The organism is Variovorax paradoxus, from assembly GCF_009498455.1.
Classification (GTDB): domain Bacteria; phylum Pseudomonadota; class Gammaproteobacteria; order Burkholderiales; family Burkholderiaceae_C; genus Variovorax; species Variovorax paradoxus_H.
In genome coordinates, this window is record NZ_CP045644.1 from 6,347,946 (window position 1) to 6,367,623 (window position 19,678).

The window sequence follows — 19,678 nt, forward strand, 5'->3', positions numbered from 1 at the left end:
TTAGACTCGGTGCTGGTCGCTGTACGGCACCATGGCCAGGAAGCGCGCGCGCTTGATGGCGGTGTTCAGCTGACGTTGGTAGATCGCGCGCGTGCCGGTCAGGCGTGCGGGGATGATCTTGCCGTTTTCGCTGATGAAGTCACGCAGCGTGTCGATGTCCTTGTAGTCGATTTCTTCGACGCCAGCGACGGTGAAACGGCAGAAGCGCTTGCGCTTGAACAGCAGCGACTGGGTGTTGCGCTTCGGGCGCTTGTCTTTGTTGAATTTCTTGAACGTGGCCATTGGGGGACCTCTTGTCGAAAATTAATCTTGCTGAAAATCCTGGATGTGCAGGACCGGATGCTTGCCGTTGCCCGGTGTCGCGAGAAACCCCTGGAATCGCCAGAGACTTCCCATCGACTGCGCTGCGAGCCGCTCGGCGATGGCGCCGAACGCAACGGCCTTGAGGGCCGTCTTCACCTGCCGGGGCTTCCCCGCCTCCTGGAGCGTCGACTCATGGTCGAGCTTCAGATCGAGAGCGGGAAGGCCGGCTGGCGTATATCGCAGGGTTCCGAGTTCGGCGACAGAGGCGGTCAGCAGAAGCTGGTTGACCCCGGTCGCCGCAGCGGCAGCCGTCACGCCATCAGTTGTTGTTGGCGGCGTATTCGGCCTGCTGGGCCTTGCGGGCCTCTTCGCGCTCGACCGTCTTCATCATCGACGAAGGACCGGTGTCGGCCTTCTTCTTCTGAACGGTCAGGTGACGCAGCACGGCATCGTTGAACTTGAACGCGTGTTCCAGTTCAGCCATCACGGCTTGTTCAGCTTCGATGTTGACGCACAGGTAGTGGGCCTTGTTGAGCTTGTTGATCTGGTAAGCCAGCTGACGGCGGCCCCAGTCTTCAACGCGGTGGACCTTGCCGCCGCCGGCCGTGATCAGGCCCTTGTAACGCTCCAGCATGGCCGGAACTTGTTCGCTCTGATCCGGGTGGATGAGCAAGATGATTTCGTAGTGACGCATGGCACTCCTTGTGGATTCTTCCGTGGAAGAGGAAAAGCCACCCGCAGCGTCGGGCGCGGTATGGCAAGGCAAAGCCGGCGATTATAGCCCTGTCTTGCGCGATCCGGCAAGGCGCCTCAGTCGTTGAGGGCCTTGTCGAGAGCGGCAGCCTTCTCCGGGCCCACGGCGGCGCGGATCTTGGGCGCCAGCGCCAGGAGGTCTTCGTAGCTGGTCGTGCCTTCGACCTGGAGGTTGAGCCGGAAGCCCATCAAGCCCAGGCTGCCGGTCAATTGAGTGGCGATCGGGTACGCGTCCTTGTAACGCTGCTGACGGCTGCGGCCGGAAGATGCAGCCGGCGCCGGGGCCGCCACCACGGCAGCGGGCGCCGCAGCCGGCTGGCCGTCCAGGGGCGCCAGCAGGCCCAGCGCGATCATTTGATCGACCTCTTCATGCCCGATGCCCAGGCCCGAGCCCAGCACGTCGTCGATCGAGCGTTTACCGTCGAACTGGATGAACGCCGAGCGCTGGCGCGGCGTCAACGGCACCGAGCGGTCCTTGAGGACCTGCTGTCCGGCTTCCGTCTTGACAAGAATCATGGGGGGTCTCCGGCGAAGTGCTGACACGGGCCCGGGCGGGCCTGTGCCGCCTCAGGCGGGCAGCCGGGATACGGCGCCTGCGAATGTCACGAGTCTGACATCGGAAACGCACTTTGTTTCATTTGCACGGGACAAGCACGGGGGAATCCCCCATGGGGATTTCCGCCATTCGCCGCGTTGCATCACGCAGCGGGGCATGCTTTTCGCAGCATGCCCCGCCGCGCGCGGGCTCAGCCTCGCTGGGCCAGCTGCTGCCAGGTGTCGATCACGCTGTCCGGGTTCAGCGAGATCGATTCGATGCCCTGCTCCGCCAGCCACAGCGCGAAGTCGGGGTGGTCGCTGGGGCCCTGGCCGCAGATGCCGACGTACTTGCCTTCAGCCTTGCAGGCCTTGATGACGCGGCTCAGCAGCGCCTTGATGGCCGGATCGCGCTCGTCGAAGTCGGCCGCCAGCAGCTCGAGGCCGGAGTCGCGGTCCAGGCCCAGCGTGAGCTGGGTCAGGTCGTTCGAGCCGATCGAGAAGCCGTCGAAGAACTTCAGGAACTCTTCCGGCAGCACCGCATTGCTCGGCACCTCGCACATCATGATCAGCTTGAGCGAGTTTTCACCGCGCTTCAGGCCGTGCTCGCCCAGCAGCGTGGTCACGCGCTCGGCCTGGCCCAGGGTGCGCACGAAGGGCACCATGATCTGCACGTTGGTCAGGCCCATGTCGTTGCGCACGCGCTTGAGCGCCTCGCACTCCATGGCAAAGGCCTCGCCGAAGTCGGCGCTCAGGTAGCGCGCGGCACCGCGGAAGCCCAGCATCGGGTTTTCTTCCTCGGGCTCGTAGCGGCTGCCGCCGATCAGCTTGCGGTACTCGTTCGACTTGAAGTCCGACAGACGCACGATGACAGGCTTGGGCCAGAACGCGGCAGCGATGGTCGCGACGCCTTCGGTGACCTTGTCGACGTAGAACGCGCGCGGCGACGCATGGCCGCGGGCCACCGACTCGACGGCCTTCTTCAGGTCGTTGTCGACGTTCGGGTAGTCGAGGATCGCCTTCGGATGCACGCCGATGTTGTTGTTGATGATGAACTCGAGGCGCGCCAGGCCCACGCCGTGGTTCGGCAGCTGCGCGAAGTCGAAGGCGAGCTGCGGGTTGCCCACGTTCATCATGATCTTCAGGTCGATCTCGGGCATCACGCCGCGCTGCACTTCGGTCACTTCGGTCTCGAGCAGGCCGTCGTAGATGAAGCCGGTGTCGCCCTCTGCGCAGCTCACGGTGACGAGCGTGCCGTCCTTGAGCAGGTCGGTGGCGTCGCCGCAGCCGACCACGGCCGGAATGCCGAGTTCGCGCGCAATGATGGCCGCGTGGCAGGTGCGCCCGCCGCGGTTGGTGACGATGGCGGCTGCGCGCTTCATCACCGGTTCCCAGTTGGGGTCGGTCATGTCGGTGACGAGCACGTCGCCGGCCTGCACCTGGTCCATTTCGCTGATGTTGTGCACGATGCGCACGGCACCGGTGCCGATCTTCTGGCCGATGGCACGGCCTTCGGCCAGCACGGCACCCTTGCCCAGCAGCTTGTAGCGCTGCTCGGCCTTGCCCTGCTGCTGGCTCTTCACGGTTTCGGGACGCGCCTGCAGGATGTAGAGGTGGCCGTCGGTGCCGTCCTTGCCCCACTCGATGTCCATCGGGCGGCCGTAGTGTTCTTCGATCACCAGCGCGTAGCGGGCCAGCTGTTCGACGTCGGCGTCGCTCAGCGAATAGCGGTTGCGCTGCTCGGCCTTGACGTCGGTGGTCTTGACCAGCTTGCCGCTCGCCTTCTTTTCTTCGGGCGTGGCGAACTCCATCTGGATCAGCTTGGAGCCGAGGTTGCGGCGGATGACGGCCTTCTTGCCGGCCTTGAGGGTCGGCTTGTGCACGTAGAACTCGTCGGGGTTCACCGAGCCTTGCACCACCGTCTCGCCCAGGCCGTAGCTCGAGGTGATGAACACCACCTGGTCGAAGCCCGATTCGGTGTCGATGGTGAACATCACGCCGGCGGCGCCGAGGTCGGAGCGCACCATGCGCTGCACGCCGGCCGAGAGCGCGACCACGTCGTGCTCGAAGCCCTTGTGCACACGGTAGCTGATGGCGCGGTCGTTGTAGAGGGAGGCGAACACCTCCTTCATCTTGTGCAGTACGTCGTCGATGCCGACCACGTTCAGGAAGGTTTCCTGCTGGCCCGCGAACGAAGCGTCGGGCAGGTCTTCGGCGGTGGCCGACGAGCGCACGGCGAACGAAGCGGACGGGTTGCCGGCGCTCAGCGTGGCGAAGGCTTCGCCGATGGCTTTCTGCAGGTCGGCCGGGAACGGCTGGGCCTCGACCATGGCGCGGATTTCGGCACCGGCCGCGGCCAGGGCGCGCACGTCTTCGGTGTCCAGCGCGGCCAGGCGCTTGCTGATCTTGTCGGCCAGGCCGTCGTGCGCCAGGAACTGGCGGAACGCGTGGGCCGTGGTCGCAAAACCGGTCGGCACGCGCACGCCCTGTGGCAACTGCGAGATCATTTCGCCGAGGCTGGCGTTCTTGCCGCCAACCGACTCGACGTCGGTCATCCTCAGGTTTTCAAATGGCACGACCAGTGCGGTCGCCTCGAAAAGTGCAGACATGGGGAAGCTCCAGAAGTTGAAACCGGCGCTGCATGCAGACGGCGCAGCACGATCGTTGTCGTTGCTTTGGGTGCGGTCGCGGTGTGCATGGAAAGAATTCGAGGGGGTTGGGAAAGCGGATTCCCGATAATGGCCCGGATTGTAGGCGTGGCAGGTCGCGCGCGCCGCAGGACTCCGCCGCAAAAGCAACACCATGCATACACGCACTGTTTTCTTCGTCTCCGACGGCACCGGCATCACCGCCGAAACCTTCGGCAATGCCGTTCTGGCCCAGTTCGAGATGAAGCCGCGCCACGTGCGGCTGCCGTTCACCGACACCGTCGACAAGGCGCACCAGGCGGTGCGGCAGATCAACCACACGGCCGAAATCGAGGGCGTGCGGCCCATCGTGTTCACCACGCTGGCCAACATGGACGTGTTGGGCGTGATCGAAACCGGCTGCAAGGGCATGCTGCTCGACATGTTCGGCACCTTCGTGCGCCCGCTGGAGATCGAGCTGGCCATGAAGTCGAACCACCGCATCGGCCGCTTCAGCGACGTCAGCAAGAGCAAGGCCTACAACGACCGCATCGCGGCCATCGACTTCAGCCTGCAGCATGACGACGGCCAGAGCAACCGCGACCTGGAAGGCGCCGACCTGATCCTGGTCGGCGTAAGCCGCAGCGGCAAGACGCCGACCTCGCTCTACCTGGCGATGCAGCACGGCCTGAAAGCCGCCAACTACCCGCTGATTCCCGAAGACTTCGACCGCCGCCAGCTCCCGCCGGCGCTGAGCCCGCACCGCAAGAAGATCTTCGGCCTGACGATCCAGCCCGAGCGGCTGAGCGAGATCCGCAACGAGCGCCGGCCCAACTCGCGCTACGCCAGCCTCGAGAACTGCCGCCACGAAGTCAGCGAGGCCGAAGCCATGATGCGGCGCGCCGGCATCCGCTGGCTCTCGACGACGACCAAGTCGATCGAGGAAATCGCCACCACGATCCTGCAGGAGCTGCGGCCGGAGCGGCTGATCTACTGAGCCGGACGCCGCAGCTGTTCGCACGAGAAAAGGGGTGCCATCTGTCGATGGCACCCCTTTTTCCTTTGAGAGCCCCTGGACTCAGGCCGGGGCCGACGTGCGGATCAGGTGGTCGAACGCGCCGAGCGCCGCCTTCGCGCCGTCGCCGGCCGCAATGATGATCTGCTTGAACGGCACCGTGGTGACGTCACCCGCCGCGAACACGCCGGGTACCGAGGTCTGCCCGCGTGCATCGACCACGATCTCGCCGTGCTTCGTGAGCTCGACCGTGCCCTTGAGCCAGTCGGTGTTGGGCACGAGGCCGATCTGGATGAACACGCCTTCGAGTTCGACCGTCTTCAGTTCGCCCGTGGCGCGGTCCTTGTAGACCAGGCCGTTGACCTTCTGGTCGCCGGTGATCTCGGTGGTCTGCGCGTTGGTGAACACGTCGACGTTATTCAGGCTCTTGAGCTTGCGCTGCAGCACGGCGTCGGCGCGCAGTTGCGTGTCGAACTCGATCAGCGTGACGTGGCCGACGATGCCGGCGAGGTCGATGGCGGCCTCGACACCCGAGTTGCCGCCGCCGATGACGGCGACGCGCTTGCCCTTGAACAACGGACCGTCGCAGTGCGGGCAGTAAGCCACGCCCTTGTTCTTGAACTCGTGTTCGCCGGGCACGTTGATGTTGCGCCAGCGGGCACCGGTCGAGATGATGACGCTCTTGCTCTTGAGCGAGGCGCCGCTCTCGAGCTGCACCTCGATGAGGTCGTTGCCCGGCCCTGCATTGGGCACAAGGGCCTTGGCGCGCTGCAGATTCATGATGTCGACGTCGTAGTCGCGCACGTGCTCTTCGAGGGCGTGGGCGAACTTCGGTCCTTCGGTTTCCTTGATCGAGATGAAGTTCTCGATGCCCAGCGTGTCGAGCACCTGGCCGCCGAAGCGCTCCGAGGCGACACCCGTGCGGATGCCCTTGCGCGCGGCGTACACGGCGGCTGCGGCACCAGCCGGGCCACCGCCGACGATCAGCACGTCGAAGGCGTCCTTGGCGGCGATCTTGGCGGCTTCGCGCTCGACGCCGCTGGTGTCGATCTTGGCGAGGATTTCTTCCAGGCTCATGCGGCCCTGGCCGAACTCGGTGCCGTTCAGGAACACGGTCGGCACGGCCATGATCTGGCGTTCCTTCACTTCGTCCTGGAAGGTGCCGCCCTCGATCATCGTGGTGCGGATGCGCGGGTTCTGAATGGCCATCAGGTTCAGCGCCTGGACCACGTCGGGGCAGTTGTGGCAGGTGAGCGAGACGTAGATTTCGAACTCGAAATCGCCGTCGAGCGCCTTGATCTGGTCGAGCACGGCCTGCTCGACCTTGGGTGGGTAGCCGCCGATCTGCAGCAGCGCAAGGATCAGCGACGTGAATTCATGGCCCATCGGCAGGCCGGCAAAGCGGGGGCCGTGGTTTTCGCTCGGGCGGTTGACCGAGAACGAGGGCTTGCGGTGGTTGTCGTCGCGGCTTTCGGTCAGCGTGACCAGCGGCGACGATTCGGCCACGTCCTTCAGCAGCGACAGCATCTCGCCCGAGGCCTTGCTGTCGTCGAGCGAGGCGACGATCTCGATCGGCTGCGTGGCGCGTTCGAGGTAACTCTTCAATTGGGCTTTGGTGCTGGCGTCAAGCATGGCGGACTCTCTTTCGATAACTGAAAACTATCAACTCGGGACAAAAAAGCCCGGGGCCTCGTGAGCGCCCGGGCTTTCGCGCGGGGCGCTTAGATCTTGCCGACGAGGTCGAACGACGGAGCGATGGTCTTGTCGCCGTCATTCCACTTGGCCGGGCAGACTTCGTTCGGGTGCGCGGCGGTGTAGACCGCTGCCTTCAGCTTGCGCAGGGTTTCCTTGACGTCGCGGGCGATTTCGTTGGAGTGCACTTCGGCGGTCTTGATGATGCCGTCCGGGTTGATCACGAAGGTGCCGCGCAGTGCCAGGCCTTCTTCGGGGATGTGCACGCCGAATGCGTTGGTGAGTGTGTGGGTCGGGTCGCCCACCAGCGGGAACTTGGCCTTGCCGACGGCCGGCGAGGTGTCGTGCCAGACCTTGTGCGAGAAGTGCGTGTCGGTGGTCACGATGTAGACCTCGGCACCCAGCTTCTGGAATTCGGGGTAGTGGTCGGCCGCGTCTTCGACTTCGGTCGGGCAGTTGAAGGTGAAGGCTGCCGGCATGAAGATCAGGACAGACCACTTGCCCTTGAGCGTCTCGTCGGACACATCGATGAACTTGCCGTTGAGGTAGGCCTGGGTCTTGAAGGGTTGGACTGCGGTGTTGATCAGGGACATGTTGATTCCTTGGATGCTCGGGTGGACAAAAATAAGTGCGAGCCATGAGTATAACTACCAATATCTAGTTTTCAATAGATATCAACTATTGAAAGTATTGGAACCCCCTATGTTTGCCATCGCCTCGCGCGTCGGCTTGCGGCAGGTCAATACGAACGTGTATCACCATCACACGCATGCAGACCGGCGCAGCATGGGTTTGCTTGCAAGGGCATGTTCTCCCCTCGGACAATCACCGCTTTCAGAACAAGGAAAAGAACCATGAAGGGCGACCCCAAAGTCATCGAACACCTGCAGGCGCAGCTCAAGAACGAGCTGACTGCGATCAACCAGTACTTCCTCCACTACCGCATGCTCAAGCACTGGGGCCTGGACAAGCTGGCAAAGAAGGAATACGAAGAGTCCATCGGCGAGATGAAGCACGCCGACAAGCTCATGGACCGCATCTTCATGCTCGACGGCCTGCCCAACCTGCAGGATCTGGGCAAGCTGAACATCGGCGAAGACGTGCCCGAGCTGCTGCGCTGCGACCTCGGCGCCGAAACCGGCGCGCAAGCGACCATCAAGGACGGCATCGCACATTGCGAATCGGTGCGCGACTATGTCTCGCGCGACCTGCTGCAAGAGATCCTGGACGACACCGAGGAGCACATCGACTTCCTCGAGACGCAGATCGACCTGATCGACCGCGTCGGCCTGCAGAACTACCTGCAGTTGCAGGTGGGCGAGCTCGAGTAAGCACAACGCACCGCCGTCATGGCATTGCAAACAAACGGGGCTTCGGCCCCGTTTTTTATTGCTCTTTACTTAACTTTATCCCCACTGAATAGCAGTCATTCTCATTCGCGCGAATACAATTCGCGCTTTCGATGACTGCCCCCGCCCGTTCCGACAACCGCCGCCGCGCCTATTGGCTCAAGACCCTCCACGAGTGGCATTGGGTCAGTTCCGCCATCTGTCTCGTCGGGATGATCCTGTTCAGCGTCACGGGCTTCACGCTCAACCACGCGGGCCAGATCGAGGCCAAGCCGGTCGTCACCACGCACAACGGCATCGTCGACGACGCGCTGCGCGCCCGCCTCGAACAGCAACTGCCGGCCGCCAAGGCCCAGCAGGGCAAAGCCCCGCTCCCCGCCGAACTGCAAGCCTGGCTGCGCAAGCAGTGGGACATCGACACCGTCGGCCGCGAGGCCGAATGGTCCGACGACGAAATCTACCTCTCGCTCCCCCGCCCCGGCGGCGACGCCTGGCTGCGCCTGAGCCTGCCCGAGGGCGAGGTCGAATACGAGCGCACCGACCGCGGCTGGCTCTCCTACTTCAACGACCTGCACAAGGGCCGCAACACCGGCACCGCCTGGAGCTGGTTCATCGACATCTTCGCGGCCGCCACGCTGGTCTTCTCGGTCACCGGGTTGTTCATTCTCAAGATGCATGCGGGCAACCGCCCCTTCACCTGGCCCATGGTGGGCATGGGGTTGGTGGTGCCCGTGCTGCTCGCGCTGCTGTTCATTCACTGACCGATCCGATAGTTGGATCGGTCGGCACGTTGTTTTTGTTGATTCAGGAAAAGAGGTTTCCCGTGCACCTTCGCTACTCGCTCGCACCGATTGCCATGTCGGCGCTGTTCGCGGCCCCGGCCATTGCGGCCGGCCTGTCGGTCAACATCGAGATCCCCAGGCTCAATGTGTCGGAGTACCACCGCCCCTACGTGGCGACCTGGATTGAGCGCGCCGACAGCACGATGGCTGGCACGTTGGCCGTCTGGTACGACGTGCGCACCAAGACCAACAACCCCGAAGGCGAAGGCACCAAGTGGCTCAAGGACATGCGCCAGTGGTGGCGCCGCGGCGGCCGTGAACTGGCGGTGCCGGTGGACGGCGTGACCGGCGCCTCCAAGCCCGCGGGCAAGCACCAGCTGAGCTTCACCGAAGGCTCGGGCGCGATGCCCAAGCTCGCCCCCGGCGCCTACAAGCTGGTGGTGGAAGCCGCCCGTGAAGTCGGCGGCCGCGAGGTCGTGACCATCCCGTTCCAGTGGCCGCCCACCGCGGCCGCACAACCGGTCGCAGCCGGCAAGGAAGAGCTCGGCGAAATCAAGCTCGAACTCAAGCCCTGACTTCCGACCGACCCGCCCTCTTCGCCCGCCCTCTCATTCCAAGGACCTCCATGACCCGCTTCACCCTGCGCGCCGCCGGCCTCGCCCTCGCCCTTTCGGCCGTTGCTTCCGTCACCCAGGCGCACAACGCCTGGCTGCTGCCCTCGACCACCGTGCTGTCGAAGGCCGACACCGTGAGCGTCGACGCCGCCGTGTCGAACGACCTGTTCGTTGCCAACCACGCGCCGCTGCGCCTGGAGGGCCTGCAGATCACCGCCCCCGACGGCAGCGCGGTCAAGCCTGAATCCGAAGCCAAGCTCAAGCTGCGCAACGTGTTCGACGTGAACGTCGCACAGGCGGGCACCTACCGCATCGCGGTGGTCAACAACGGCGCCTTCGCCGCCTGGAAGGACAAGGCCACGGGCCAGAACAAGCGCGCCCGCGGCACAGCGGAAACCATCGGCAAGGAAATCCCGGCCGACGCACAGGACGTGACGATCACCCAATCGGCCGGCCGCATCGAGACCTTCGTGACCGTCGGCAAGCCCTCGGCGCTCAAGCCCATCGGCCAGGGCCTGGAACTGATCTCCACCGGCAGCCCGACCGACCTCGTCAAGGGCGAGAAGGCGACCTTCACGCTGCACCTGGACGGCAAGCCCGCCAAGGACCTCGAAGTGACCGTGACCGCCGGCAACACCCAGTACCGCGACAAGCTCGACGAGGTCAAGCTCAAGACCGACGACAAGGGCCAGTTCAGCGTGACTTGGCCGAGCGCCGGCATGTACTGGCTCGACGCCAGCACCAAGGACAGCAAGACCACCGTGCCGCAAGCCAAGGAACGCCGCCTGAGCTACGCGGCCACCCTGGAAGTGATGCCCTGATCCTGCTGCGCCCTTGAGTCTTTCGTTCAGCACCTGGCGCGCGGGCGGCTACGCCAACGCGGCCGCCCCCCGTCGTGCCGATCCCGCCAGCCTTCAACAGCTGGGCGGGCAGACGATGGGCACGACCTGGTCGCTGCGCTTCGACAACCCGCAGATGCTGCCGCTTGCGCAAGTGCGCGAAGCGGTCGAGGCGGCGCTCGCGCGCGTGATCGCGCAGATGAGCCATTGGGAGCCCGGCTCGCTCATCAGCCGCTTCAACACCGCGCCCGCCGGTTCGCGCCATGCGCTGCCGGCGGAGTTCGCGCAGGTGATGCAGTGCGCGCTCGCGTGGGCGCGGGCCAGCGGCGGCGCAATCGATCCGACGGTTGGCGCATTGGTGGCGCGCTGGGGCTTTGGCCCCGCAGCGTCGCAGGACAACGCCCTGCCCTCGCCCGACGCGGTGGCCGCGATCCATTCGCGCGTCGGCTGGCAACGGCTGACATTCGATGAATCCGATCACACGCTGCTGCAGCCCGGCGGCGTGCAGCTCGACCTCTCGGGCATCGCCAAAGGCTTCGCGGTGGACCACGGCGTCGACGCGCTGCGCGCGCTCGGCCTCACCGACCTGCTGTTCGAGATCGGCGGCGAGCTGCGCGGCATCGGCCGGCGGCCCGGCGGCGCCCCGTGGCAGGTGCAGGTCGACACCGAGATGCCGACCCCGCAACGCATCGCGCTGGCCGACATGGCCGTGGCCACCTCGGGCGACCGCTGGCACCGGCGCGTGATCGAAGGACGCAGCTGGTCGCACACCATCGATCCGCGCGACGGCGAACCGGTGGCGCATGCGCTGGCCAGCGTCACGGTGCTGCACCCGCAGTGCATGCAGGCGGATGCGCTCGCCACCGTGCTGACCGTGCTCGGCCCCGACGAGGGCCTGGCCTTTGCGCAGCAGCGCGACATCGCGGCCCTGTTCATCACTCGCGCCGACGACGGATCGCTCACCGAGCGCGCCACGCGCGCGTGGCAGGCGCAGGCTGGCGCATGACCGAGACCTTGTGGCGTGCGCTGGGCGCCAGCGCGACGGTCGCGGCCTATGCCGCGCTGTGCCTGGGCATCTACGCACGCCAGCGACGACTGCACGCCATGGCCGCCCGCGAAGCCGCGGCGCTGTCGGCCGGTGACGGCGCGCAAGCCTCGACCACCCTCGTGCTGTTCGCCAGCCAGACAGGCCAGGCGGAGACCATCGCTTGGCAAACCGCGCGTCGGCTGCGCGCGGCGGGCACCGCGGTGCGCGTGATGGCACTCAATGCACTCGACAGCGCCACGCTCGCCTCGGCCCAACGAGCCCTCTTCGTGGCCAGCACCTACGGCGAAGGCGATGCGCCCGACGGCGCCAGCGTGTTCGCCGAACGCGTGATGGGCGCGCCGCTGGCGCTGCCTTCGCTTCGCTACGCCGTGCTCGCGCTCGGCGACCGCCAGTACGCCCACTTCTGCGGCTTCGGCCGCGCGCTCGATGCGTGGCTTCACACGTCGGGCGCGATGCGCGACTTCGACCCCATCGAGGTCGACAACAGCGACCCCGCCGCGCTCGCCGACTGGCAGTCCCGCTGGGGCGACGCACCGGAGGACATCGACGACGCCACGGCGAACTTCGCGCCGTGGCGGCTCACGCGGCGCGAACTGCTCAACGCCGGCAGCACGGGCGGCCCGGTCTTTCACCTCGGCCTGACGCCGCAAGCCGGCGCCCTGCCGCATTGGGCCTCGGGCGATCTGGTGCAGGTCGCCGTCGCGAGCGATCCGGCACGGCCACGCGACTACTCGATCGCCTCCCTGCCCGCCGACGGCGAGCTGCAACTGCTCGTGCGCCAGGAACAGCACCCCGACGGCTCGATGGGCGCCGCGTCGGGCCTGCTCACCTCGACGCTCTCGCTCGGCGACACCGTCGCGCTGCGCCTGCGGCCGCACCGCGGCTTCCGGCTCGAAGGCAACGAGAACGGTCCGCTGATCCTGATCGGCAACGGCACCGGGCTGGCCGGCTTGCGCGCCCACCTGCGCGCGCGCGCCGCCGCCGGGCGAAAAGACAACTGGCTGGTGTTCGGCGAGCGCCAGTCCGCGCACGACTTCCTCTGCCGAGAAGAAATCGAAGCCTGGCAGGCCGACGGCACGCTCGCGCGGCTCGACATGGTCTTCTCGCGCGATCAGGCCGAGCGCTTCTACGTGCAGCATCGCCTGCTGCAGCTGGCCGACACGCTGCAGGCCTGGTTGCGCGACGGCGCGGCCGTCTATGTCTGCGGCAGCCTGCAGGGCATGGCGTCGGGCGTCGACGCAGCGCTGCGGCAGATCGCCGGCGACGACCTCTGGGCCGAGCTGTCGGCCAGCGGGCGCTACCGCCGCGACGTCTACTGAACGGCTCGCGCGGCGGGCTCAGTTGCGTCCCGGCAACGGGTGGCGAGAAACTTTTGGCTTAAGAGTTCACTTTTTAGCACCTTGGTATTGAGAAGCAATATCATTTGCATCGATTTGCAAAAACCCTCGCAAGTCAGCTCACCCAGCCAGTCTTGCCGCCCTTTTTCTCCCTGAGAGTGCGCCGCCCGGACCCAGCCAGTCGAGCCCTGCCCGCCCGCCCTTTCTGGAGAAAACAACATGGCCTATATCAAGAGCCGCAAACACGCCGTCGCCCGCGCCGTTCCTCACCTGTCGGGTGCTGCCGCAGCCACGCTGCTGGCCATCGCAGCCCCCGCCGCCTTTGCCCAGACCGGACGGGCACTGCCTGAAGTCCGCGTGCAGGATTCGACGGCCGCCGACTACAAGACCGACACCTCGGCCAACCCGAAGTTCACGGCCCCGCTGGTGAACACGCCGCAGACGATCCAGGTGATCAAGGAACAGATCATTCGCGAACAGGGTGCGACCACGCTCACCGAAGCGCTGCGCAACACCGCCGGCGTCGGCACCTTCTTCCTGGGCGAGAACGGCAACACGAACACCGGCGACGCCGTGTTCATGCGCGGCTTCGACAGCTCCAGCAGCATCTTCGTGGACGGCATCCGCGACCTGGGCTCGGTCTCGCGTGACATGTTCAACATCGAGCAAGTTGAAGTGGTGAAGGGCCCGTCGGGCACCGACGTGGGCCGCACCTCCCCCACCGGCTACATCAACCTCGTGACCAAGAAGCCGAAGCTCGAAGACAGCTTCCTGGGCTCGCTCGGTTTCGGCAGCGCCGACTACAAGCGCGGCAGCATCGACTGGAACAAGTCGCTCAGCGGCGCCAACGGCATCGGCGCCGCGTTCCGCCTGAATGCGGCGATGGAAGATGCCGGCGTGCCCGGCCGCGACTTCGTGAAGAACAAGCGCACCGCCATTGCACCGTCGCTCGCGCTCGGCCTGAACTCGCCCACGCGCTTCTACTTCGATTACCTGCACGTCGACCAGGACAACGTGCCCGACGGCGGCGTGCCGACCATCGGCCTGCCCAGCTATTCGAACCCCGATCCGGTCGCCCTGGGCGCACGTCGCCGCAGCTTCCTGAACTACGCGGCACCGGTCGATCCGAAGAACTTCTACGGCACCGCGTACGACTTCAACAAGGTGACGGCCGACATGTTCACCGCGCGCGTGGAGCACGACTTCACGCCCGACATCACGCTGCGCAACACGACCCGCTACGGCAAGACGAAGCAGGACTACATGCTGACGTCGTTCATGCTCGCGGGCCTCGCAGCAACCGGCCGGCCCCCGGCAGCCGGCGCCGCCTTCCTGGACACGCCGATTCCGGGCCTGCCCGCGTCGTGGACGGTCACGCGCAACTCGCCGACCAACAAGAACCAGGAAAACACGATCTTCGTCAACCAGACGAACGTGACCGCCAAGTTCAACACCGGCAGCCTGAGCCACTCGCTCAGCGCGGGCGTCGAGCTGATCCGTGAAGAGCAATCGAGCCTGGGCTACTTCAGCCCCGGTGCGACGTTCAACGGCAAGGTCGTGCAGAACGGCGCCTGGCCGGTGGCCAACCTGTACGCGCCGAACCCGTACGTGAACGGCTACAACCGCATGCTCAGCGGCGCCGACAGCAAGGGCGTGACCAACACGGTCGGCCTCTATGCCTTCGACACCGTCAAGCTCAACGAGCAATGGCAGATCACCGGCGGCCTGCGCTTCGACCACTACAACACCTCGTTCCAGAGCGCGGCGCTGTCGACGGCCGCGAACAACCCCGGACTGCCGGTCGGCACGCTGGTGCCCTCGTCGCTCAAGCTGTCGGACAACCTGTTCACCGGCAAGATCGGCGTGGTCTACAAGCCCGCGAAGAACGGCAGCATCTATGCGGCCTACGGCACCTCGGCCCAACCTCCGGGCGGCGCGAACTTCTCGCTGTCGGCTGCCGGCACGGGCAACAGCGCGGCGCGCACCGACTTCCTGCCGCAAAAGGCCAAGACCTTCGAGGTCGGCACCAAGTGGGACGTGCTGGACGACAAGCTGTCGCTGACCGGCGCGATCTACCGCACCGACGTGAGCAACGAAGTCGTGCAAGACCCGACCAACACCGCGCTGTACTACCAGAGCGGCAAGAAGCGCGTGCAGGGTATCGAGTTGGGCGTGGCGGGCACCATCACGGAACGCTGGGGCATGAGCGCCGGCTTCACGACGATGGACACCAAGGTGCAAAGCGGCCCCAACGTCACCGCCGACGGCACCAACGTGCTGACCTACACGCCGAAGAACTCGCTCACGGCCTGGACCACCTACCAGTTCCCGTTCGGCCTGACGGTCGGCGGCGGCGCGCGCTACAACGGCAAGCTGCACCGCGGCACCGACGGCGCGGTGGGCACGCCGGCGTACATCGATTCTTACTGGGTGTTCGATGCCATGGCGTCGTACCGCATCAACAAGAACATCGACATCCAGCTGAACATCGCCAACCTGTTCGACAAGCAGTACGCGGCTGCCATCAACAAGAGCGGCTACCGCTACACGCCGGGCACGCCTCGCTCGGCCAAGATCACCGCGAACTTCGCGTTCTGATCCCGACGACCACGTCGCTCCTGTGCCGGCCCTTGCGGCAGGCGCAGTGCGACACTCAAGCCCCGGCCCGCGCCGGGGCTTTTTTCTTGTGGAGTTCACCGAAATGATGCTGCATGTGCCCGACGTGCTGAGCCCAGACCAGGTGCGCGAGATGCGCGCCGCGCTCGATGCCACCCAATGGGTCGACGGCCGAGAAACCGTGGGCGACCAGGGCGCACAGGTGAAGCGCAACCGCCAGTTGCCGGAGTCGTCACCCGTCTCGCGCGAACTCGGCGCGACCATCCTGGCCGCGCTCTCGCGCCACGCGCTGTTCTTCTCGGCAGCACTGCCTGCGCGGTTTGTGCCGCCACTGTTCAACCGCTACGAAGGCGGCGAACACTACGGCGTGCATGTCGACGGCTCGGTTCGCGCGGTGCCGGGCAGCAGCCAGCAGCTGCGCACCGACCTGTCGTGCACCCTTTTCCTGAGCGACCCGGAAGACTACGAAGGCGGCGAGCTGGAGGTGATCGACACCTACGGCTCGCACGAGGTCAAGCTGCCGGCCGGCGACCTGATCCTCTATCCGGGGAGCAGTCTGCACCGCGTGCACCCGGTCACGCGCGGGGCGCGGGTGTGCTCGTTCTTCTGGCTGCAGAGCATGGTGCGCAGCGATGCGCAGCGCGCGATGCTGTTCGAACTCGACCAGACGATCCAGAAACTGCGCGCCCGCCTGGGCGAATGCGAGGAAACCGTGGCGCTCACCGGCCACTATCACAACCTCCTGCGGCTCTGGGCCGAGGTGTAACACCGGCTTGCAAACTCGGACTGCGTGTCAGTCATAGTTATTGCAAATGCGATGGATTCTTATTTATAATGAGTCACATCCAACAGCCAGCCAACTGCCGCTTTCACTGCCATGATCGTTTGCGTCTGCCGCCGAGTCTCTGACCGTGAAATCGCACGTCATGTGCGAGCCGGCATGACTTTCGACGAAGTCCAGTTCGAACTCGGCGTGGCCACCCAGTGTGGTCAGTGTGAAGGTTGTGCGCGCGACATCGTGGCGCAGTGCAGCGTCTCTCACCCGGTCGCCGCCTTGAATTGCGAATCGGCGCCGAGAGCGATCCAGCTTGCCAACTCCATCAAGGAAAGCAAAGCATGGAACTCGTCTCGGCTCTCGGCGGCAGCCTGATCCTCGTCGCCGGCTCTGTCTGGTGGATTTTTCGCAAGTAGCGTCTCTGTAGCGGTTTTGCTGCAATCGGGGCACGATTTGTAGTGCCCGCATTCGAATGGTTGATCGTGTCTGACCGCTTTGCCCCCCCTCCCTCTTTCCTTGGCCTGTCGCGCACTGTCGTCATTGCCGGCGGCGTGATCCTGTTTCACGGCGCCGCGCTGTGGGCGCTGCAAAGCGGCCTGCTGCGCCGGGCCGCCGAAGTGGTGATTCCCGTCGAGATCCTGAGCCAGTTCGTCGAGCCGCCGAAACCCAAGGCCGATCCGCCGCCCCCGCCGCCTCCGCCGCCGCAACCCAAGGTGAACAAGGCGCCGCCGCCGCCGCGCCCCAGGCCATCCGCGAGCCCAAGCCGACGCCTGCGCCGGCTGCGCCCGTCGGCACCACGGAGCCGCCACCCCGGCCACGCCGCCGGCGCCGCCCGCGCCCCAGCCCTCCCGCACCGCCGCCGGCACCTCCAGCGCCACCCGCCGTCCAGTTGCCGTCGAGCAATGCCGACTATTTGCAGAACCCAAAGGCGGTCTACCCCGCCATGAGCAAGCGGCTCGGCGAGCAGGGCAAGGTGATCGTTCGGGTGCTCGTGGGCGCCGACGGCCTGCCCAAGAGTGCCGAAGTCAAGAAATCCAGCGGTTTCGATCGCCTCGACGAGGCGGCCGTGGAATACATCATGAAATGCCGGTTCGTGCCCGGCAAGGTCAACGGCGTGGTGCAGGCCATGTCTTACGACGCCCCCGTCAACTACGTCCTGAACTAATTTTTCTCTGGAGCAACTTCGTATGGATTCCCAATTTGGCTTGATGAACGTCTGGAATCAGGGCGACTTCGTCACCAAGGCTGTCGCGGTTCTGTTGATCGGCATGTCCCTCGCCTCGTGGATCGTGATCATCGTGAAGGCGCTCGACGTCATCCGCTACAAGCGCTTCGCCAAGCATTCGCAAGACTTCTGGCACAGCGAAGACTTCGCCACCGCCCTGAACAAGCTGGGCACAGACGACGGCAACCCGTTCCGCGCCCTGGCGCTCGAGGGCCGCGAAGCCGCCGCCCACCACCGCAACACCAAGGCGCACCTGCATGACGCGCTCGACGTGAGCGACTGGATCACGCGTTCGCTGCGCAACGGCATCGACGCCTTCACGGCACGCCTGCAGACCGGCCTCGCCATCCTCGCTTCGGTGGGTTCGACGGCACCGTTCATCGGCCTGTTCGGCACAGTCTGGGGCATCTATCACGCGCTGATGAGCATCGGCTCGGCCGGCCAGGCGACCATCGACAAGGTGGCCGGCCCGATCGGCGAAGCACTGATCATGACGGCCCTGGGCCTGGCGGTCGCCATTCCCGCCGTGCTGGGCTACAACGCCCTGGTGCGCGGCAACAAGTTCGTGCTGACCAAGCTCAACAGCTTCGCCCACGACCTGCACGCCTACTTCGTGACCGGCGCCCGCGTGCAAAGCGGCAGCGGTGAAGCCGTCGTGGTTCCGCTCAAGAAGGGCTGAGCAGCATCATGGCTTTCGGAACCCAAGACGAGCCCGATGAGGTGATGAACGAGATCAACATGACGCCGCTGGTCGACGTCATGCTGGTGCTCCTGATCATCTTCATCATCACCGTGCCGGTCATGAAGCACGCGGTCAACATCGACCTGCCCCGCGCCAGCAGCGAACCCGAGCAGCCCAAGCCGCAGAACATCCTGTTCAGCGTCACGGCCGACGGCTCCTATTACTGGAACGAAGAGAAGATCGACGACAGCCAACTGCCGAACCGCCTGGCCGCCGAAGCCGCCAAGGAACCGCAGCCCGAACTCCATATCCGCGGCGACAAGGCCGTGCGCTACGAGCGCGTGGCCAAGGCCATGGCCGAGGCGCGTGAAGCCGGTGTGCGCAAGATCGGCTTCATCACCGAGCCCGAGACGAAGTGACCTGAACGAATGAGCAAATGATCGAAAAAAAGTTGATCGCGACGATTGACTTTATATTGAGAATCATTATCATTCACTCATCGCTTCCATGAAGGAACTCCAGATGCCAGCCACCCCGAATGCCTTTTCTGTTCTGAACCACCCTTCGCTCGACCAATCGGGTGGCGGTCATGCGTCGATCCAGGTGGCGCGTCCGGCGCCAATGGTCGAAAGCACGGAGCTTCTGAAAGGAAGCAAGACCGTGGGCATCATGCACAACGGCTCGCTCTACCGGCTTCAAGCCACCAAACTCGGCAAGCTGATCCTGACCAAGTAGGTCGTTCAGCCCGCCCCTTGCGCAAGTTTCATCGTGGGGCGACTCGAGGAGATTCATCTCCGAAGGGTCGTTTTTTGCTAGCCAACGGTTCGCCGACTAGCCAAGCTTTTTTTCACGCTGAAGCACCGAAAACGAAAACGCCGACCATCTGGTCGGCGTTTTGCTTTGGGCGAAGCGAAAAGGCTTACAGGCCGAGTGCGGCGATGCCAGCCTTGGCGACTTGCGCGTCTTCGTTCGACTTCACGCCGCTCACGCCCACGGCGCCGATGACGTGGCCGTCCTTGACGATCGGCACGCCGCCTTCGAGCAGGCCTTCCACCAGGGGCGCCGTCAGGAACGCGGTGCGGCCGCCGTTGATGATGTCTTCGTAGACCTTGCTGTCGCGACGGCCCATGGCGGCGGTGTGTGCCTTGGCGGGGGCGATGTGCGAGGACAGCGCGGCGGCACCGTCCAGGCGCTGCAGCCAGAGCAGGTTGCCGGCGTCGTCGGAGATGGCGATGGTCACGGCCCAGTTGTTCTTCAGGGCCTCGGCTTCCGCTGCAGCGGCGATGGCCTTGACGTCGGCGAGTTCGAGGAATGATTTGGTCTTCATGAATAAGCTCAGGTTGCGTCGAAACCCGACAGCATAACGGCGGGGCGCCGCAGCGTCCCGCCGAGGCTTAAGAACATCGGGCATACGGTCTTTGCAATACCCCCTCTTGCAGCCCCCTAGAATGCGCCCAACTGCGTGTCATTGCATGCAGCAACCTCAG

21 protein-coding genes and 1 pseudogene are annotated in these 19,678 nt (G+C 65.2%); 14 read left to right on the forward strand and 8 right to left on the reverse strand.

The features are described from left to right. The 5 genes from rpsR to ppsA all read right to left on the reverse strand — a co-directional run bounded on the left by rpsR (position 1) and on the right by ppsA (position 4,199). The gene (gene rpsR, locus GFK26_RS29370) at positions 1 to 282 is read right to left on the reverse strand and encodes a 30S ribosomal protein S18 (RefSeq protein WP_007830781.1); all 282 of its coding nucleotides are present in this window, start codon (positions 280 to 282) and stop codon (positions 1 to 3) included. Between the two features lie 21 nt (positions 283 to 303). Further along, the gene (gene priB, locus GFK26_RS29375; RefSeq protein WP_062473014.1) at positions 304 to 618 is read right to left on the reverse strand and encodes a primosomal replication protein N; all 315 of its coding nucleotides are present in this window, start codon (positions 616 to 618) and stop codon (positions 304 to 306) included. 4 nt (positions 619 to 622) lie between these two features. Further along, entirely contained in the window at positions 623 to 997 is a 375-nt protein-coding gene (gene rpsF / locus GFK26_RS29380) for a 30S ribosomal protein S6 (protein ID WP_153285067.1), read from the reverse strand. Between the two features lie 116 nt (positions 998 to 1,113). Next, the gene (locus GFK26_RS29385; protein ID WP_153285068.1) at positions 1,114 to 1,572 is read right to left on the reverse strand and encodes a hypothetical protein; all 459 of its coding nucleotides are present in this window, start codon (positions 1,570 to 1,572) and stop codon (positions 1,114 to 1,116) included. A 230-nt stretch (positions 1,573 to 1,802) separates the two neighbouring features. Further along, positions 1,803 to 4,199 (reverse strand): phosphoenolpyruvate synthase, encoded by a 2,397-nt coding sequence (gene ppsA / locus GFK26_RS29390; RefSeq protein ID WP_153285069.1) that lies wholly within the window; start codon positions 4,197 to 4,199, stop codon positions 1,803 to 1,805. A gap of 193 nt (positions 4,200 to 4,392) precedes the next feature. Here ppsA and GFK26_RS29395 point away from each other — a divergent pair, with 193 nt between their 5' ends. Beyond that, entirely contained in the window at positions 4,393 to 5,214 is an 822-nt protein-coding gene (locus GFK26_RS29395) for a pyruvate, water dikinase regulatory protein (RefSeq protein WP_056583104.1), read from the forward strand. A gap of 81 nt (positions 5,215 to 5,295) precedes the next feature. Here GFK26_RS29395 and ahpF read toward each other — a convergent pair whose 3' ends face one another. Both ahpF and ahpC read right to left on the reverse strand, forming a co-directional pair. Further along, positions 5,296 to 6,864, reverse strand: coding sequence for an alkyl hydroperoxide reductase subunit F (gene ahpF / locus GFK26_RS29400; RefSeq protein ID WP_153285070.1), 1,569 nt, complete (start codon positions 6,862 to 6,864; stop codon positions 5,296 to 5,298). Positions 6,865 to 6,953: 89 nt separating this feature from the next. Further along, positions 6,954 to 7,517 carry an alkyl hydroperoxide reductase subunit C gene (gene ahpC / locus GFK26_RS29405; protein ID WP_153285071.1) on the reverse strand — a complete coding sequence of 188 codons (564 nt, stop codon included), beginning with the start codon at positions 7,515 to 7,517 and terminating at the stop codon, positions 6,954 to 6,956. 261 nt (positions 7,518 to 7,778) lie between these two features. Here ahpC and bfr point away from each other — a divergent pair, with 261 nt between their 5' ends. From bfr to hemP, 13 genes and pseudogenes are all read left to right on the forward strand, one after another. Beyond that, positions 7,779 to 8,255, forward strand: coding sequence for a bacterioferritin (gene bfr / locus GFK26_RS29415; protein WP_062473038.1), 477 nt, complete (start codon positions 7,779 to 7,781; stop codon positions 8,253 to 8,255). Between the two features lie 131 nt (positions 8,256 to 8,386). Further along, positions 8,387 to 9,034, forward strand: coding sequence for a PepSY-associated TM helix domain-containing protein (locus GFK26_RS29420; protein WP_153285073.1), 648 nt, complete (start codon positions 8,387 to 8,389; stop codon positions 9,032 to 9,034). 95 nt (positions 9,035 to 9,129) lie between these two features. Continuing rightward, positions 9,130 to 9,630: a DUF2271 domain-containing protein gene (locus GFK26_RS29425; protein WP_174543631.1), complete on the forward strand. Its 501-nt coding sequence runs from the start codon at positions 9,130 to 9,132 to the stop codon at positions 9,628 to 9,630. Positions 9,631 to 9,680: 50 nt separating this feature from the next. Beyond that, the gene (locus tag GFK26_RS29430; RefSeq protein ID WP_153285074.1) at positions 9,681 to 10,490 is read left to right on the forward strand and encodes a DUF4198 domain-containing protein; all 810 of its coding nucleotides are present in this window, start codon (positions 9,681 to 9,683) and stop codon (positions 10,488 to 10,490) included. Positions 10,491 to 10,503: 13 nt separating this feature from the next. Continuing rightward, on the forward strand, positions 10,504 to 11,514 hold the full coding sequence (locus tag GFK26_RS29435) for an FAD:protein FMN transferase (protein WP_153285075.1): 1,011 nt from the start codon (positions 10,504 to 10,506) through the stop codon (positions 11,512 to 11,514). Beyond that, entirely contained in the window at positions 11,511 to 12,875 is a 1,365-nt protein-coding gene (locus GFK26_RS29440; RefSeq protein ID WP_153285076.1) for a sulfite reductase subunit alpha, read from the forward strand. The genes GFK26_RS29435 and GFK26_RS29440 overlap by 4 nt, the downstream gene beginning before the upstream one ends. Before the next feature lie 237 nt (positions 12,876 to 13,112). After that, positions 13,113 to 15,491, forward strand: a complete 2,379-nt coding sequence (locus tag GFK26_RS29445) for a catecholate siderophore receptor Fiu (protein WP_153285077.1) — start codon at positions 13,113 to 13,115, stop codon at positions 15,489 to 15,491. A 103-nt stretch (positions 15,492 to 15,594) separates the two neighbouring features. Further along, entirely contained in the window at positions 15,595 to 16,275 is a 681-nt protein-coding gene (locus GFK26_RS29450) for a Fe2+-dependent dioxygenase (protein ID WP_153285078.1), read from the forward strand. A gap of 111 nt (positions 16,276 to 16,386) precedes the next feature. Next, positions 16,387 to 16,659, forward strand: a complete 273-nt coding sequence (locus GFK26_RS29455) for a (2Fe-2S)-binding protein (RefSeq protein WP_062473051.1) — start codon at positions 16,387 to 16,389, stop codon at positions 16,657 to 16,659. Between the two features lie 101 nt (positions 16,660 to 16,760). Beyond that, positions 16,761 to 17,449: pseudogene (locus GFK26_RS29460) on the forward strand (energy transducer TonB). 22 nt (positions 17,450 to 17,471) lie between these two features. Further along, entirely contained in the window at positions 17,472 to 18,188 is a 717-nt protein-coding gene (locus GFK26_RS29465) for a MotA/TolQ/ExbB proton channel family protein (RefSeq protein ID WP_153285079.1), read from the forward strand. Between the two features lie 8 nt (positions 18,189 to 18,196). Beyond that, positions 18,197 to 18,610 carry an ExbD/TolR family protein gene (locus GFK26_RS29470; protein WP_153285080.1) on the forward strand — a complete coding sequence of 138 codons (414 nt, stop codon included), beginning with the start codon at positions 18,197 to 18,199 and terminating at the stop codon, positions 18,608 to 18,610. A gap of 103 nt (positions 18,611 to 18,713) precedes the next feature. Next, positions 18,714 to 18,926: a hemin uptake protein HemP gene (gene hemP, locus GFK26_RS29475; protein ID WP_099796208.1), complete on the forward strand. Its 213-nt coding sequence runs from the start codon at positions 18,714 to 18,716 to the stop codon at positions 18,924 to 18,926. Positions 18,927 to 19,110: 184 nt separating this feature from the next. Here hemP and GFK26_RS29480 read toward each other — a convergent pair whose 3' ends face one another. Beyond that, the gene (locus GFK26_RS29480; protein ID WP_153285081.1) at positions 19,111 to 19,518 is read right to left on the reverse strand and encodes a GlcG/HbpS family heme-binding protein; all 408 of its coding nucleotides are present in this window, start codon (positions 19,516 to 19,518) and stop codon (positions 19,111 to 19,113) included. Between the last annotated feature and the right edge of the window lie 160 nt (positions 19,519 to 19,678).